This window comes from Bacillus sp. cl96 (genome assembly GCF_900100505.1).
GTDB lineage: Bacteria > Bacillota > Bacilli > Bacillales > Bacillaceae_G > Bacillus_A > Bacillus_A cereus.
Genome location: NZ_FNDM01000012.1, coordinates 140,178 through 157,621 on the forward strand (window position 1 = coordinate 140,178; position 17,444 = coordinate 157,621).

The window sequence follows — 17,444 nt, forward strand, 5'->3', positions numbered from 1 at the left end:
TATACTTATATCCCTTTTAATTAAGCTTTTAATTAGCTTGTTCTAAATTATCCTGCGAACTTCCATCGTCTTTTAAATGACTATGTTTTTTCGAATAAACAAAGTATACAACTACTCCAATTGCTAACCAAGCACCGAAGTACATCCATGTTTTTAATGGTAGATTTACCATTAAGAATAGACAACATGCAATCGAAATAATCGGCAAGATCGGTACAAGTGGTACCATAAATCCACGTTGTAATTTTGGATGTGTTTTACGAAGAATAATAACTGACACACCAACCATCGCAAATGTTAACAACGCTCCAATATTCGCTAAATTCGACAATTCTTTTAAATCGATAAATCCAGCAATTAAAGCACTACCAATTCCTGTTAACCAAACTGTAAATGTTGGCGCTTCTGTCTTTTTATTAATTTTCGCGAAAGATTCTGGCAATAAACCGTCACGGCTCATCGCAAAGAATACACGTGTCGTTGCATAAATGTAAGCAAAAATTACTGCCATAATACCAATTACAGCTCCAATTGCGATTACACCTGCTACTTTATCTTGTCCTACAACTTCTAACACATATGCCATAGCTTCTGGTACATCTAATTCTTTATAAGAAACCATACCCGTCATAACGAGACAAACTACAACATAAATGATTGTACAAATGACTAACGAAGCGATAATACCAATCGGTAGATCACGTTGCGGATTTTTTACCTCTTCAGCAGAAGTTGCTAATGCATCAAATCCTAAGAAAGCAAAGAATACTGCTGCTCCCCCCGCGAAAACTCCACTTAAACCGTACGGTGCAAATGGTATCCAGTTTTCTGGTTTCACGTAGAATACACCAACTGCAATGAATAAAACAACGATACCAATTTTAATTAATACCATTATGTTATTCACGCGTTTACTTTCTTTCGTACCTCTTGATAATAACCAAGTTATAACTAATGTAACGATAACTGCTGGTAAATTCACCATACCACCTTGAGACGGAATCGTTAGCAGTGCTTTTGGAATTTCAAGCCCTAATCCACTCACTAAGTTATGGAAGTAACCAGTCCATCCGCCAGCTACTGCGGCAGTCGTTACAACATATACGGATAGTAATGTCCATCCCATTAAATGAGCTACAAACTCACCAATAGTTGCATATGAGTATGTGTACACACTACCTGAAACAGGAAGTGTAGAAGCCACCTCTGCGTAACATAATGCTGCAAATCCACAAACGATGGCTGCAATCATGAATGAAAAAATAACTGCTGGACCAGCATCTCTTGCTGCTACTAATCCAGTTAATACTAGAACTCCTGTACCAATTATCGCACCAATCCCTAGCATTGTTAGGTCAAATGCCCCTAGCGTTTTCGTCAAAGTTTTACTTTTACTTTCCCCTAACAATTGCGTAACGGATTTCTTTTTAAATAGGTTGGCCACGATGTATGCCCCCTTTTGCCAAGAAGAGCTAAGAGATCTTCACTCTTAGCTCTTATCATGTTGTTTTATATATTGTTCGATTTTGTTTTGTATAATGCTTCTATTAGCAAGATACTGTTTCTGCTTCTAATAATTCTTTAGCACCTTTGTACTCTACACCGTGAGCTTCTGCAACTGCTTCGAATGTTACATAGCCATCTAATGTGTTAATACCTTTTAGTAATGCAGAGTTGCCTAGGCAAGCTTCTTTGTAGCCTTTGTTAGCAATTTGTACTGCATATGGTACTGTTACGTTTGTTAATGCAAGAGTTGATGTACGTGGAACCGCACCTGGCATGTTTGCAACTGCATAATGAACAACGCCGTGTTTTTCGTAAGTTGGGTTATCATGAGTTGTAATACGGTCAGTTGTTTCGAAAATACCACCTTGGTCAATCGCGATATCTACAACAACAGAACCTGGTTCCATTGATTGAATCATTTCTTCTGTTACAAGTTTTGGAGCTTTTGCACCTGGGATTAATACTGCACCGATTACAAGATCAGACTCTTTAACAGCTTCTGCAATATTGTAAGGATTAGACATTAAAGTTTTTACTTGGTTTCCGAAAATGTCATCTAATTGACGAAGACGTTCTGCACTTAAGTCGATGATTGTTACATCCGCACCTAGTCCAACTGCAATTTTAGCAGCATTTGTACCAGCTTGTCCACCACCGATGATTGTTACTTTACCACGTTTAACCCCTGGAACACCTGCAAGTAAGATACCTTTACCGCCTTTGTTTTTCTCAAGGAATTGTGCACCAATTTGTGCAGCCATACGACCAGCTACTTCACTCATAGGTGCAAGTAATGGTAATGAACGGTTTTCTAATTGTACTGTTTCATATGCGATAGAAACAACTTTTTTCTCGATTAAAGCTTTTGTTAATTCTGGCTCTGGAGCTAAGTGTAAGTATGTGAACAAGATTAAGCCTTCACTGAAGTGTTTGTATTCGCTTTCAATTGGTTCCTTAACTTTCATAACCATTTCCATATTCCAAGCTTCTTCAGCTGTATCAACAATTTTTGCTCCCGCTTCAACATACTGAGCATCTGTGAAACCAGACCCTAAACCTGCACCCTTTTGAATGAATACTTCGTGATTGTTACGAATTAAATGTACAACACCTGCTGGTGTCATTGCCACACGGTTTTCGTTGTTTTTAATTTCTGCTGGTACCCCAATACGCATAATGAAATGCCCCCTTATAATTAACAGAAAAAAGAGATTCTTTTTTCTTTTTGTAATAATTAATAACTTATGTCCTTATTCTAGCATAACTTAAAAGTTATGAAAACGCTAACATATCATTTTCCTAAAGTTTTTATATTTAGAATAGTGTAAATATAAAAAACATTGATTCTATTAGGGGTTTCGTGTCATTCCATTATCTTTCACTCTATTTTTATTATACTGCTTCAAAATAAACAGCAATCATTTATTATTTGACAATAATTTAACAATGTAAGAAACCTAAGCGATAACGTATACATATACAGTTATTACTTTACTCAATACTTTAGAGATATATTCTTTTCACAAAAAAACAGCTGCTAGCATTTAGCTAGCAGCTGGGTAACTTATAAATAACTTAGAAAATAAATCATCTGTCGTTTCAGTAATTTTATCAAACAGATCACTTTCTTCCGCTTCTTGCTCTTTTAACATCTTAATTGTTTCACGTGCATCTTCAGGGTAATCGGTTATAATACCATCTACGTTTAACTTATAATATGCCTTTAAATTTTCCATATCATTTACTGTCCATACGTAAATTGGTTTGTTTAACTTCCTTGCTTCTTTTACTAATTTCTTATTTAACATATATTCTTCTGCTACGTAAAAGTCAGCCTTCACATTCTTTAAGTTAGCTCTACTTGCATACAGTATATACCCTACTTTTATATCTGGATTTGCACGCTTAAACTCTTTAATAAGTGGATAGTGTAACGTTTGAATTACACATTGCTTCTCAAATTCATTATCTTTAATCGTTTTTAAGACTTTGTTTACAAAATCTTTTTCGCCCCCATGAAGCTTCACTTCTATATTAAGTTTGATTTTGCCATTTGCTAGCTTAATGATTTCATCAAGTGTACTTATTTGTCCTGAAAGTCCATCTTGACTAAGGGGAAGCTGCCTTAACTCCGCCATCGTTAAATCTGACACATGCACATTAGCATTTGCGAGACGTTTCAGCTTCAAATCATGTATAACCGCTAGCTCACCGTCTTTCGTTTGTAATACATCTATTTCAGCGTAGTCTGCTTTTGCATCAATAGCACCTTGCACAGCTTCTTTCGTATTTTCTACGCCTTTTGATATATACCCGCGGTGCGCCATAATAATCGGTTCTTTATACGAATTTGAAATAAACGTTACAATGAAGGCAACGACCATTCCCGCAGTAATAATCCCTACAATGTATACGCCAATGAATTTCCAACGATGTTTTTGGAAGAAACATTTATCTGCTTTCGTTTTCGAATAATCTAATCCTTCTTCTAATAAAACATCCTCAACTGGAACCTTTTGTAAGTATAATCGCGTAATCGCCATAATATAAAATGGCGTCACGATAAAGCTGAATAAATACAATGTACTCGTTAAAAATACAGAAATCGTTGATTCAGCTAATAATGCAAATGTTCCTTTCGGGTTTGTAAATTCATAAACACCCCATAGGCACAATAAATACATTCCCAAAAACATGACATATACAATTCCAATTGAAATAAAAAATCCTACTAAAAAGAATAGTACTTTAAAAAAGCTTTCCTTTACTAAAGTTGCACTTTTACGTGCTGCCACGCGAAATGGTTTTTGCTCTAAAACAACAATAGGTAGAACGAAAATCCATCTAAGATTCAAATACGCGACTACAGCAAAGAACGTGTAATAACCAACTTGTCCCATCGTTGTCTTAAACAGCTCTCCTGTAATAAAGTTAGGAATTTGAATTTGCGGGATTAATGCCGTTTCATATCCCATATTTAAAAGAGGCAACAATACGACAGCATATAAAATAAATCCTGGTAAGCAATATGTGAAAAGAGTAGGTAAATACGTTACCGTTTTATATAAAATCGGACGTAATTTCACCTTCTGTCTTTTATGAGCGAAATACGAAATAATAATAAGCACCGCAAATTCTGTAAAGATAAGAAACAGTGCTAACAATGATAAAATTACGATTGCTAAGATGCCATAAGGCGTCTTTAAAAACGCTAATAATTCATCATTTGTCGCATTTGCATAACCACCAAAATACAATAACTTATTAAAAATGATTCCAAATAGCGGAACAAACACAATCGCTGCTAATAATTTATAAGCAAGTTGAAAAGTTAATACATTCCAAAAGGCAAATTTAACTGTTTGAAAGGAATGTCTCATTACTCCTGGTATAGATAGTTTTTTACGGTGTTGCATATATTCCTCCAAATTCTAAAACGGTATTTGAGATGGATTCCATATTTCCAGTTCTAATCCATCTTTTTAATAATAATATATTCCGCTTAACATGAACACACTTATACATATAATGAAAAAAGTGATGGCTACTTCCCATCACTTTTTCATTTATTCTATTTTTTCTCTAGCCCTTGTCCAAATGCTTTCAAGAAGCTAAAACCGAATGTAATAGCTCTATTGATATCTGGATCTTTTAATACTTTAAAGAAATCCATCACTTTTGTTTTTTTACCACTATTTAATTCATCTGTTGCAAATTGCAATCCTGTAACTAAACTTGACGTAATTTGCTTCGTTATTTCTGGGTCAACTGAAGATAACGCTTCTCCTGCCCCCATCATATTATTTAACGCATTTTTAACGGGTTCACGATTTAATTGCTCCACAGCGATTTTTGAAACATCTTCCTTCGCAGCAAGTAAACTAATTGCCGCATCTAATATACCAGCCTTCTGCAACTGTGCTAAAAGCTGCATCGTTTCTTCTACTGCTTCACGATTATTAGATAGCTCATTTAGAAGTTCATCTGCTACTTGCTGTTTCTGTTCTTCCTCTGTTACAACTTTCTTTTTAATTACAGTAATTTCTTTCGCCACTATCTCCGCCCCCTAGTCCACAAGTGATACGTATTGTTTTCTTTGCCATTTTTGCTGGATTTCAACACCGTTTTGCGGATTACGCTTTTTATCTCTCGGGTTTGAAGATGGTAACGGACGATTCCCTTTTTCACGTAGTACACGCATCTTTACCATCGTTTGTTTGTACGCTGGTGTACACGTATAAAGATCTGTCGCCGTTCCAGTTAAAATATTGATTGCCTCTTCATTTACCGTTGCATGCATCGGTAAATATAGCTCTTTCCCCGTTACACGCTCTGTAACAAGTGCCTGTACTTTAATTTTCCCAAATGGTGATGCTAATTCTACAAGGCCACCATCTTTCACATTGCGCTCTAGGGCAAGTTCAGGCGAGATTTCAACGAACACTTCAGATACTTTAGATAAAATACCAGCCGATTTATTCGTCATATTCCCTTCGTGGAAATGTTCTAACATACGACCATTATTTAAAAGTAAATTATACTCATCTGGCGCTACAACTGGTGGTACCCATTCATCTAATGATAGACGAGCTAGTTTATCCGGGAAGTTAAATCCGTCCACATATAATAGCGGTGTATCGCTACCATCATGGCTACCCCAACATAAACTATTCCATCCTTCTAAACGATCGTATGTTGCCTGAGAATATAAAGGTGCAAGCGATGCAATTTCATCCATGATTTCACTTGGACTTTCATAATTCCAGTCCCCGCCAAGCGCACGAGCTACTTTTTGTAAAATCCACCAGTCTGGCTTTGAATCACCAAGCGGCTTCAATACTTCATATAATCTTTGAATACGGCGCTCTGTATTCGTAAATGTTCCCTCTTTTTCTAAGCTTGGTGCTGCCGGTAAAATAACATCAGCAAAACGAGCTGTTTTCGATAAGAACATATCTTGAACAACAAGGAAATCTAAATTCGCTAAAATATGTTGTACATGGTTGGCATTCGAATCTACTAAAGCCATTTCTTCACCCATAACATACATACCACGCAGTTTTCCTTCATCTGCCGCAAGTAACATTGCAATATTATTTAAGCCTGGTGCTTTCGGAATTGTAGTACCGTATGCTTTTTCAAATTTCGCACGGAGCGCATCATCTGAAACCGCTTGGTAACCTGGAAGCCAGTTTGGTAATGTTGCCATATCACAAGCGCCTTGTACGTTATTATGTCCGCGTAATGGATATGCTCCTGCACCAGGACGACGATAATTACCCGTAACAAGCAATAGATTTGAAATTGCTGCTGAAGTTGTACTTCCTCCAGTATTTTGAGTTACACCCATTCCCCAAAGTACACAAGTACCATCTGCTTCATATACCATACGAGCCATTTCTTTCAGATTTTCTTTCGAAATCCCCGTAATTTCTTCTGTATAATCAAGCGTATACTTTTCTACCATTTTGCTATATTCATCAAAATTCTTCACATTTTCAGCTATGAACTTTTTATCGTGCCAATCTTGATCAATAATATATTTCGTAATACCAGCGAGCCATACATAATCAGTTCCTTGGCGCGGATGAATGAATAAATCCGCGCGCTCTGCCATTTCATGTTTACGAAGGTCCGCCACAATTAATTTTTGGTCATGTAATTTATGAGCACGTTTTACACGCGTTGCAAGTACAGGATGTCCTTCTGTCGGATTTGCTCCAACGATAATGACAAGGCCTGCTTCCGCAATATCTTTCACTGTTCCAGCGTCCCCGCCCATACCGACAGTTTTAAATAAACCGTCTGTTGCTGGAGATTGACAATAACGGGAACAGTTGTCTACATTATTCGTTCCATATATTTGACGGGCTAGTTTTTGCATAAGATAATTTTCTTCATTCGTTACTTTCGAAGAAGAAATAAACCCAAATGCATCACTTCCATATTCTGATTTAATATGCTGCATATTGGATGCAACAACTTCAAGAGCCTCTTCCCATGAAGCTTCAACAAACATATCCCCTTGGCGAATTAATGGCTTTGTAATACGATCTTCACTGTTTACAAAATCCCATCCAAATTTGCCTTTTACACATGTTGAAATACCGTTAACCGGCGCATCTGAAACAGGCTGCACTTTCAAAATGTGGCGGTCTTTCGTCCATACTTCAAATGAACAACCTACACCACAAAATGTACAAACTGTTTTTGTTTTATTCACTTTCGTCTTACGCATCGCAGCCTCTACTTCTGAAACTGCTAAAATACTACTATATCCCGGCTCTACATCCTTTACAAAATCAATCATCGGATCTAACACATCCGGTTTCAATCCTGTCATGAATCCAGCTTCACCTAACATTGATTTCTCCATCAACGCATTACATGGACATACTGTTACACATTGCCCGCAACTTACACAAGATGAGTCATTTATACTTACACCATTGTCCCATATAACACGTGGACGGTCTAAGCTCCAGTCTATCGATATAGTTTCATTCACTTGTAAGTTTTGACATACTTCTACACACTGTCCACAAGCAATACATTGATTTGGATCATATCGATAAAACGGATGTGACATATCCACTTCACACGCACTTACTTTTGGCTCATACGGATATTTCTGTTCCTCAATTCCCATCATATGTACTGTATTGTGGACTTTACAGTTACCATTATTGTTATCACAAACGGTACAATACAGTAGATGATTCTCTAATATTCGATCCATTGCCTCAGTCTGTGCCTCTTTTGCACGCTGGGACTGTCTTTCGATATGCATACCGTTCTCTAATTTCGTTGAACAAGCACGCAATAACTTTCCATTTACTTCTACAATACACGTATCACAAGTTTGAATTGGATCTACTTCTGGTACATGACAAATTTGAGGATGTTCCAAATTACTCTCGTTAAATAATTGTAGTATCGTCTTTTCACCTGATGCAGAAAATTCTTTACCATCGACGGTTACACGGACTGTCTGTTCTGCCATAGTTTCCCCTCTCCTTACAACCAACTGTACAACACAATCATGAATCCGTTTTCAAAATCGCATTACTGTACATATTTTTGAAACGCTCTACCCAAATACTTTCTTATGAAGTCGATTCTAGATGTTATAAGGTATAACTACGAAAGCTTGAAAATATCACTATTCTACAGTTCTATTATATCGTACATATACAATAATAACCAAAATAATCTGTGATCTTCTTGTTAATAGGTGTTTTTATTTTTCCCATTGTTTTATGATAAATGTGGGAGAGAAATACATATAAAAGGGGAATTAAATATGGGGCCTACGCAAGAGACTTATACAATTGTACGTTATCAATCTGGTACATTTTCAAAACAACTGGATGAGATTGTTACAGAATCTCCTATTACTATTAAATTGAATGGTGAAGAATATGTAACAGTCGTATGCACACCAAATTATATTGAAGATATGGTAATTGGTTTTTTAATTTCTGAGGGGATTATTTCTTCCTATAACGATGTTGAAGAAATATGGGTTCAAAAAGATAACGGAATTGTCCATGTAAAATCATCAAAAGTGAATCCGCTCTATCAAACTTTATATAATAAACGATACATCACTTCTTGCTGCGGAAAAGGTAGACAAGGTTTTATTTTCGTCAACGATGCGGCAAAAGCAAAAGACTTACATGATATACATGTAAAAATGACTCCTGAAGAATGCTTTTACTTAATGAATACGTTACAACAATCTTCCACTACCTTTCGCCAAACCGGCGGTGTTCACAATACCGCGCTCTGTGATCGAAACAAAATCCTCCTATCAAGAATGGATATTGGCAGACATAATGCATTAGATAAAATATATGGTCATTGTTTGCGCAACGATATATCTGTTAAAGGAAAAATTATCGCATTTAGCGGACGTATTTCATCTGAAATTTTACTCAAAGTTTCAAAAATCGGATGTGAAATTGTTCTATCTAAATCTGCCCCAACAAAACTAGCATTGCAACTCGCTCACGATTTAGGCATTACAGTCGTAGGATTTATCAGAAATGAATCCTGCAATATTTACACACATCCACATCGAATTGATGGTTATCAATCGAATAACTAAAATAACTCCTCAATTGAGGAGTTATTTTAGTTATGAAAATGTAATATATTAAAGACTTGAATAGTTAATAAAGTTAATATATAATTTCATTACATATTAAAAAACAAAACATTGTAGCATATATCTTTTCATTCTTTTACAAATTAAAAGAGACTGCTAACAAAACACATACACACTCTTATAAAAGTAATGGATTTATTTTATTTGAAATCGACCAAGGAGGTTACAACTATGGAAATTCGCTTATTAACGACAGAGGACGCAGAAATATATTTAAAAGTTTGTATGGAAGGTTTAACGAAGAACCCGGAAGCTTTTAGCTCTTCCTATGAAGATGTTTTGAAACATGAGGATCCTGTAGCTGCTATGGCAAAACGATTAAGCAATCCGGATAAGTATACTCTAGGGGTCTTCAAAGATGATGATTTAATCGGCATTGCTACTTTAGAAACAAAGCCTTTTATTAAACAAGAACATAAAGCAAAAATCGGTTCCGTTTTCGTTTCCCCAAAAGCGCGTGGCCTTGGAGCAGGACGAGCTCTTATTAAAGCAATTATTGAAAATGCCGATAAATTACATGTAGAACAACTTATGCTCGATGTTGTAGTTGGTAACGCTGGTGCCAAAAAATTATATGAATCATTAGGTTTCCAAACTTACGGCGTACAAGAGCGTTCATTAAAACATAACGGTCAATATTGGGACGAGGAACATATGGTTCTGTTCTTAAATGATTAATACTTCAATATAAGGTGAAACTTTACTCAGTGGGGGAGTTTTCCAAAAACATCTTTCTTAATAAGAAAGATGTTTTTTCATTACAACAATGTAATCTTCATGTCACCTTTATCGATCGTACCAAACCTTTCCATTCATTATACTAAAAATATAAAGTGAAACTTTACTCAGTGGGGAACTACATCCCACGCTGATCGCATGTACTTGATATGTAGAGGAGAATGTGACATGAAACAAAACAAACGAGCTATGCTTTTAATATTTACTACAGCAATTGTAACTTCTGGATTAGCAATTTTACCTTGGTTTATTATATGAACACTCCCCCTAACAATGAAAAAAGCTGGTTGCTTCTTAAGAAGCAATCAGCTTTTTTTATATTATAAAATCCCCAAAATTTTATTTACGCAACTTATAATAATAACCATAGATACGGCAACGCACATGACAACCGTATTACGATCTTGCTTTTCTTTTTTTGAAATTTCTTCTTTTGAATTCATGTGTATGATCTCCTTTTAAAAAAAGTGTGAGATAGGAAATTTTTCTTATCCGATGCGAGGTGAATACGAAAACCCTCTCTATCTCACATACACAATAGAATGGAATTGTCATTTTATAAATAAAATGACATGACGTTATGTCGCAACATAGGGTATTTTGTGTCGCTACGTTTTCTATTATAAAAAATAGTTGTGCAAAACTAGTGCATTTTTTATGTCAATTACTCTGAGCGAAAAAATCAGCCCTCCATTCAATCACATAAAAAGAGTTTTTTATTATTTTCATGTAAACTATACAAGTAGAATGAACAGTTTGGGGTGCACAAGATTATGGTAAAAATTTTATTAGTAGACGATGAAGAACGTATGTTACGATTATTAGATCTGTTCTTAAGCCCTCGCGGCTATTTTTGTATGAAAGCTACCTCTGGCCTTGAAGCACTAAAATTAATCGAACAAAAAGAATTCGATATTATTTTATTAGATGTTATGATGCCAAGTATGGATGGATGGGATACTTGCTATCAAATTCGTCAAATTTCCAACGTTCCTATCATTATGTTAACAGCTCGCAACCAAAACTACGATATGGTGAAAGGCCTCACGATGGGCGCAGATGATTATATTACAAAACCATTTGATGAGCATGTATTAGTCGCACGAATCGAGGCTATATTACGCCGTACAAAAAAAGATGGCTTTGTTAGTTTCAATGGTATTGAGTGGGATAAAACGAAACATACTGTCACAGTTTATGATGAAAAAATCTCATTAACTCCTATCGAATTTTCGTTACTCGGACTATTTTTACAAAATACAAACCGTGCTTATAGCCGAGATGATTTAATCGAAAAAATTTGGGGCTATGAAACAGATATCGAATATAGAACAATTGACTCACACATTCGTAATATCCGTGATAAACTACGCAAAAAAGGATTTCCGATTGAAGATTACCTAGAAACGGTCTATAAAGTCGGATATAAATGGAAAAGTGAATAATTACTTCGGTCAGTGGGAAATCGTATACCACTGACTCTTTATTATGAATAAGGTATGGTGAAAAAATGAGTAAACTTTCCCTTAAAATTGGGACATACTTTTTAATATTAGCTTTATGTATTGAAACAATTGCTTTCGTATCTTTTTATAAAAGCCTTTCAAAAATGCGTATTGTAGAGGAAACAGATGCTCTTTTAGAGAAAGGTAATCGCTATAGTAAAAAAATTAAAAGCCGCGAGAGACGGGATGAATATTATAAAGAAATGAAACACGCTGAACATAATAAAAATCCTAAACGTCCTGTGTACCCTGAGTTCGATATTACGAATGAGGCTGCACACTTAGTTGAATCGGAATCAATTTCTAACTCCGATATAGCTATCATTATTACTGACCATAACGGCAAAATTATTTCCACCTCAGAACCCGTAACAAAAGATATGCAAAAACAACTTACTTGTAAAACAGAAACTGTCCCAGACGGCGGATTGGTCGTTGAAAGGAACTGGAAAAAATCAAAGTTCATCACAACAGTAAGCCCACTTAACACAACAAAGTTTCAAGGAAAGCTATATATGTTATTAAAAACATCTTTCCTAGAAAATATGTTACTTAAACTCATGAACCAATTTCTTATCATTAGCGTTTTAACAATTATTTTAACAACAATTTCTGTCTTTGTTTTTTCACGCGTTATTACAGAACCACTTGTAAAAATGAAGAGAGCGACAGAAAAAATGTCAAAATTAAACAAGCCAATTCAATTAGGTATTAAACGAAATGATGAACTCGGAAGTTTAGCAAAAACAATTGAAGATTTATCGAGTGAACTTACGTATATGAAAAAAGAGCGCAATGAATTTCTCGCTAGTGTCGCTCATGAACTATTAACTCCATTGACCTATATGAAAGGTTATGCGAAGGTAGCAAAGAGAGACTCTTTAACAAAAGAGGAGCGAGAAGAATACTTACAAATTATTGAGGATGAAACGGATAGTGTAACCGATCTCGTCCAAGATTTATTTATGCTTGTACAATTAGAACAACACCAATTTGTTATAAAAAAACAAAAAGTGCTTCTTCAGCCATTTTTAGAACGAATGGTAGAAAAAACAAAAACAACATTAACAAATAAGCAAATGCAACTTCATGTATATTGCAAAGATGATTTAGAAGTTTGTATAGACGAAAGACGTATGGAACAAGTTATGTTAAATTTATTACACAACGCTTATCAACATTCGCCAGAAAACACAGCCATTACGATACGTGTACTCATGGAAACAGATTCTTTTACAATAAGTGTACAAGATGAAGGTGAAGGTATTCCTGAAGAAGATATCCCGCATATATTTGACCGTTTTTATCGTGTCGATAAATCTAGAACACGAGCTACAGGCGGAAAAGGTATCGGGCTAGCTGTTGCAAAGGAAATTGTAGAATTGCATAACGGTTCTATTCTAGTAACAAGCCAATTAGGAGCGGGAACAAACTTTATAATCGAGCTACCTTTTGAATAATATGCGTGTGAAAACACCAGTAGTAGTAAACACTACTGGTGTTATTTTGTTCATAAAAACAGCTCATATAAGCTAAGCTTTTGAAATTATTCTTATTTCAATATAAAATAAAGGTACATTTGCAAAGATTTGGAGGGTGATATAATTGGATATCCATGTATTAACAAAAGACGAAGCAGAAATTTACTTAGAACTTCGCGTAGAAGGATTAAAGCAAAACCCTGAAGCATTCAGCTCTTCTTATGAAGATATTATTAATAAAGAGTGTGCGATTGAATATAAAGCACAAAAATTAGCACAAGATGAAAACTATACGCTAGGTGCATTTAAAGATGGAAAATTAATCGGGGTTGCAACACTGGAAACGAAACCATATGTAAAACAAGAACATAAAGCTAAAATCGGTTCTGTATATGTATCTCCAAAAGCGCGCGGACTTGGAGCAGGAAAAGCACTTATTAAAGAATGTCTTGAGCTTGCTAAATCTTTAGAAGTAGAACAAGTTATGCTTGATGTTGTTGTTGGCAACGATGGAGCGAAAAAACTTTATGAATCATTAGGTTTTAAAACATTCGGTGTACAAGAACGTTCATTAAAATATAACGGACAATATTGGGACGAAGAGCATATGGTCTTATTCTTAGATGAAAATAAATAATAAAAAACATCCTCATGTTTGGAGGATGTTTTTTACTTTCTTGTAAACCATGCCGTGTGTAATAATTGAATCGCTTTCGCAATTTCTTCCTCTGATAATATCGCAAACCCAAGTAAAACTACATTTTCAGGTGCAGTATCGTCTTTATAGTACGTAGACACAGGATATATTTTGATACTATGTTTCGCAGCTTCTTGAATTAATTCTTCTTCCCGCATTCCATTATGCACTTTTAATAAAATGTGTAATCCTGAATCTTCTCCTATCACTTCAACACGATTAGAGAAATACTTCTCTATTTCAAAAACAAGTCGATCTCTCTTCTTTCGGTAGACGACACGCATTTTATGAATATGTTTTTCCCAATAGCCTTCATTTAAAAATCTTCTAATCACTTCTTGGTCCATTCTTGAAACACTTTGTGTATAAAATAAATATTGCTGTTGATACTTTTTAATTAATTTCTTCGGCAACACCATATAGCTCATCCGTAGCGATGGTAATAATGCTTTAGATAGCGTCCCCATATAAATAACTTTCCCCTCTGTATCTAACCCTTGCAGCGCCGGTATAGGCTTTCCAGAATAGCGAAATTCACTATCATAATCATCTTCAATAATATACCTGCTCTCTTCTTTCTTGGCCCATTGTAAAAGCTGCATCCTTCTCGTAATAGGCATAATCATTCCATATGGAAACTGATGGGAAGGTGTAACAAATACAACATTCGCATTGCTATTTTCTAAATCTGCAATACAAATTCCATCTCTATCTAAAGATAACATTTGGACTCTTGCTTCTCCCTGTTCAAAAACAACCATCTTTCTATGATATCCTGGGTTTTCAACTGCATAATTGCTTCCCTTTAACAATTGAAACAATAGTTTCACTAATATTTGTGTTCCCGCTCCTAATACAATTTGACTAGCTGAACAACGTACACCTCTAGATTCATACAAATAATTCGTAATCTCTTCTCTTAAGCTCGCTTCTCCTTGAGGGTGTCCTAGAAAGAGAAGTTCGTTATTATGCGGCTGCCATATTTCATTTACAATTTTCCGATACATATTGAATGGAAAAGCATTTGTATCAATTCCTGTTTGTGTAAAATCAAATTTATAACTCTTCTCCTGAAACGGTACTTCTTCTATTCTCTCTCCGCTATCCTCTACATGAGCCATTTGCTCAATCTTGCATACAAAATAACCTTTTCTCGATATCGACTCAATATAACCTTCTGCCAGTAATTGTTCGTACGCTGCCTCTACTGTATTTTTACTTACTTGTAAATGTATCGCTAACTTTCGCTTAGCCGGTAATTTCGTAAAAGGGACAATTGATCCATCTTTAATCTCTTTTTTTATATACTCATACAATTGCACATATAATGCCTTTTTACTATTCATATTTAAATTAGGCGTTAATTCTAACATAGTATCTGACCCCTTAATAAAACTAAAATCTGATACTTTTTACAGTACCAGAAGTTATATATAATTCCTATTATCATGTCACACATAAAAAATCAAATACCGGAGAGGAGAAACATGATAATGAACAATGGTAGACGTATCGGACTTATTATGATTATTACAGGGGCTACATTATGGGGATTATCTGGTCCAATGATTCAGTGGCTATTTCAGCATACTAATGTATCCTCAATTGATTTTTTAACAATTCGATTGTTGCTTGCAGGAATATTTATTTTGTCTTTCTTACTTATAAAGAAACAAAATATATTTCAAATTTGGAAACACCCTAGATATTCTATACAACTTATTATTTTTTCTATTCTCGGCATGCTCGGTGCGCAATACGCCTTTATCGAAACGGTTCATATTAGTAATGCAGTCACAGCAACGCTATTTCAATTTCTAGGTCCTGTTCTTATTACCATGTATGTTGCATTTGAACAAAGAAAATTCCCTGCTTCCATGCAACTATTCGCAATTATAGCCGCGCTAATAGGAACATACTTTATTATTACAAATGGCTCAATTGAAAATATTGTTTTATCCAAAGAAGCTATTATTTTTGGACTATTAACAGCAATCGGATTTGCATTTTATACCCTTCATCCGGCTTCTCTCATTAAAGAATGCGGGACAACTGTAGTAATTGGTTGGGGGATGTTAATCGGAGGAATTGCACTACTTATTTATAATCGTTCATTCGGGTGGAATCAATTTTCACAAACCCTTACACTAAAAACTTTTTCTATGCTTATTCTTATCATTATTAGTGGTACCATTTCTTTCCTTCTATATATCGGTAGTCTTAAATATTTAGCAGCAACAGAAACAAGCATTTTATCTAGCATTGAACCCCTTGTAGCTGCCATCGTTTCAATCACTTGGCTAAATGAATCTTTTGGAACATATCAATTATTAGGCGGCGTATGTATCGTTCTGTCCGTTATTTTTTTGACGATGCCTCAAAAAGAAACCGAACCAACCTATACAACGGAACAAATATAAAATGAAACTTTAATTAGTGGGGACTATCTCCCACTAATTATTAACCTACACCAATCGGGCTTTTACGGGATAAAAATGTCAAAAGAGGTCGTACAAAACTTACGACCTCTTTTTATACTTTAAAGGAATTGTCCCGCCTTCTAGCAAATACAATTACACTAACAATAAAAACTAGGAGTGTGGCACCATGAAAAAAATCGGAACTATGCTACTTCTCTCCTTCCTCATCACTGGATGCACACAAACGCAACCGGATTCAAAAGAACAAAAAAAAGACGTAATAGCAACGTCATCCACTCAAGTGAACGCACCTTCCTTCTTTCACCTTAGTGTTTTAAAAGATGTAAATTGGGAAGAAACACCTTCTTTCGTAGAAGGAAAAATGCCTTTAAAAGGCATCGAAGGTAAAGTCGCAATGGCTGATAGTCCTATTATCGCAAATGAACAAAATGAAATAATGTGGCACTTTCTAGATTCTGAAATACCAACTGGAAAATTGTCTATTATTGCGCTAAAACAAGGATCTGTAACTCCGACACAAGTACTCTTTCAAAAAGAAACTTCCAAACAAACTTGGACTACTTCAAATACAATCGATTCTACTACAAACGAACTCCCTCTCACTATGTCACTACCTTCATCTGGATTATGGTTATTAAATATATATGTGAATGAAAAATATTATGATCAGTTTGTAATCACTGCTGAGTAAAGTGACAAAAATAAACCACTTTCTTACAACAATGTAATTTCTACGTCATGTACTTCGATAGTTGAATTATCTCTCTTCTCTTATACTTAAAATAAGAAATGAAACGAGGAGAGATGAGAGATGAAAAAAATGATAGAAGTGATCGTAGCAGTAACTGAGGTTTTAGTGAATGGTAAACAAGTTGCAATGGAATTAAATAAATAGTGAAGAAACAT

At 35.2% G+C, this 17,444-nt stretch carries 14 protein-coding genes; 7 read left to right on the plus strand and 7 right to left on the minus strand.

The window, feature by feature from the left end:
- Positions 1 to 28 precede the first annotated feature (28 nt).
- From BLT20_RS23065 to fdhF, 5 genes are all read right to left on the minus strand, one after another.
- On the minus strand, positions 29 to 1,444 hold the full coding sequence (locus BLT20_RS23065; protein WP_001284893.1) for an amino acid permease: 1,416 nt from the start codon (positions 1,442 to 1,444) through the stop codon (positions 29 to 31).
- A 103-nt stretch (positions 1,445 to 1,547) separates the two neighbouring features.
- Positions 1,548 to 2,681 carry an alanine dehydrogenase gene (gene ald / locus BLT20_RS23070; protein WP_001219745.1) on the minus strand — a complete coding sequence of 378 codons (1,134 nt, stop codon included), beginning with the start codon at positions 2,679 to 2,681 and terminating at the stop codon, positions 1,548 to 1,550.
- Positions 2,682 to 3,050: 369 nt separating this feature from the next.
- The gene (locus tag BLT20_RS23075; RefSeq protein ID WP_001164715.1) at positions 3,051 to 4,922 is read right to left on the minus strand and encodes a glycerophosphoryl diester phosphodiesterase membrane domain-containing protein; all 1,872 of its coding nucleotides are present in this window, start codon (positions 4,920 to 4,922) and stop codon (positions 3,051 to 3,053) included.
- A 155-nt stretch (positions 4,923 to 5,077) separates the two neighbouring features.
- Positions 5,078 to 5,560 (minus strand): helical membrane plugin domain-containing protein, encoded by a 483-nt coding sequence (locus BLT20_RS23080; protein ID WP_001040540.1) that lies wholly within the window; start codon positions 5,558 to 5,560, stop codon positions 5,078 to 5,080.
- A 12-nt stretch (positions 5,561 to 5,572) separates the two neighbouring features.
- Complete coding sequence (fdhF, locus tag BLT20_RS23085; RefSeq protein WP_000840664.1) at positions 5,573 to 8,509, minus strand: formate dehydrogenase subunit alpha; 2,937 nt, start codon at positions 8,507 to 8,509, stop codon at positions 5,573 to 5,575.
- A gap of 300 nt (positions 8,510 to 8,809) precedes the next feature.
- On the opposite strand from fdhF, the gene fdhD reads away from it, so the two are divergent.
- Positions 8,810 to 9,616: a formate dehydrogenase accessory sulfurtransferase FdhD gene (gene fdhD, locus BLT20_RS23090; RefSeq protein ID WP_000529234.1), complete on the plus strand. Its 807-nt coding sequence runs from the start codon at positions 8,810 to 8,812 to the stop codon at positions 9,614 to 9,616.
- A gap of 231 nt (positions 9,617 to 9,847) precedes the next feature.
- Complete coding sequence (locus tag BLT20_RS23095) at positions 9,848 to 10,354, plus strand: GNAT family N-acetyltransferase (protein ID WP_000405868.1); 507 nt, start codon at positions 9,848 to 9,850, stop codon at positions 10,352 to 10,354.
- A 380-nt stretch (positions 10,355 to 10,734) separates the two neighbouring features.
- On the opposite strand, the gene BLT20_RS31145 is transcribed toward BLT20_RS23095, so the two are convergent.
- Entirely contained in the window at positions 10,735 to 10,857 is a 123-nt protein-coding gene (locus BLT20_RS31145) for a hypothetical protein (RefSeq protein ID WP_001085006.1), read from the minus strand.
- Between the two features lie 330 nt (positions 10,858 to 11,187).
- On the opposite strand from BLT20_RS31145, the gene BLT20_RS23105 reads away from it, so the two are divergent.
- The 3 genes from BLT20_RS23105 (at position 11,188) to BLT20_RS23115 (ending at position 14,037) form a co-directional block, all read left to right on the plus strand.
- Positions 11,188 to 11,859: a response regulator transcription factor gene (locus BLT20_RS23105; protein ID WP_000238957.1), complete on the plus strand. Its 672-nt coding sequence runs from the start codon at positions 11,188 to 11,190 to the stop codon at positions 11,857 to 11,859.
- A 65-nt stretch (positions 11,860 to 11,924) separates the two neighbouring features.
- Complete coding sequence (locus BLT20_RS23110) at positions 11,925 to 13,379, plus strand: HAMP domain-containing sensor histidine kinase (protein WP_000041022.1); 1,455 nt, start codon at positions 11,925 to 11,927, stop codon at positions 13,377 to 13,379.
- Between the two features lie 145 nt (positions 13,380 to 13,524).
- A complete protein-coding gene (locus BLT20_RS23115; protein WP_000351212.1) occupies positions 13,525 to 14,037 on the plus strand; it encodes a GNAT family N-acetyltransferase in 513 nt (170 codons plus the stop codon).
- Positions 14,038 to 14,069: 32 nt separating this feature from the next.
- Here the strand turns inward: BLT20_RS23115 and BLT20_RS23120 are convergent, their stop codons facing one another.
- Positions 14,070 to 15,470, minus strand: a complete 1,401-nt coding sequence (locus BLT20_RS23120; protein WP_000891873.1) for a MocR-like pyridoxine biosynthesis transcription factor PdxR — start codon at positions 15,468 to 15,470, stop codon at positions 14,070 to 14,072.
- A gap of 120 nt (positions 15,471 to 15,590) precedes the next feature.
- On the opposite strand from BLT20_RS23120, the gene BLT20_RS23125 reads away from it, so the two are divergent.
- On the plus strand, positions 15,591 to 16,517 hold the full coding sequence (locus tag BLT20_RS23125; protein ID WP_001059053.1) for a DMT family transporter: 927 nt from the start codon (positions 15,591 to 15,593) through the stop codon (positions 16,515 to 16,517).
- Between the two features lie 187 nt (positions 16,518 to 16,704).
- Positions 16,705 to 17,229, plus strand: coding sequence for a DUF4871 domain-containing protein (locus BLT20_RS23130; protein ID WP_000719692.1), 525 nt, complete (start codon positions 16,705 to 16,707; stop codon positions 17,227 to 17,229).
- Positions 17,230 to 17,444: the final 215 nt, after the last annotated feature.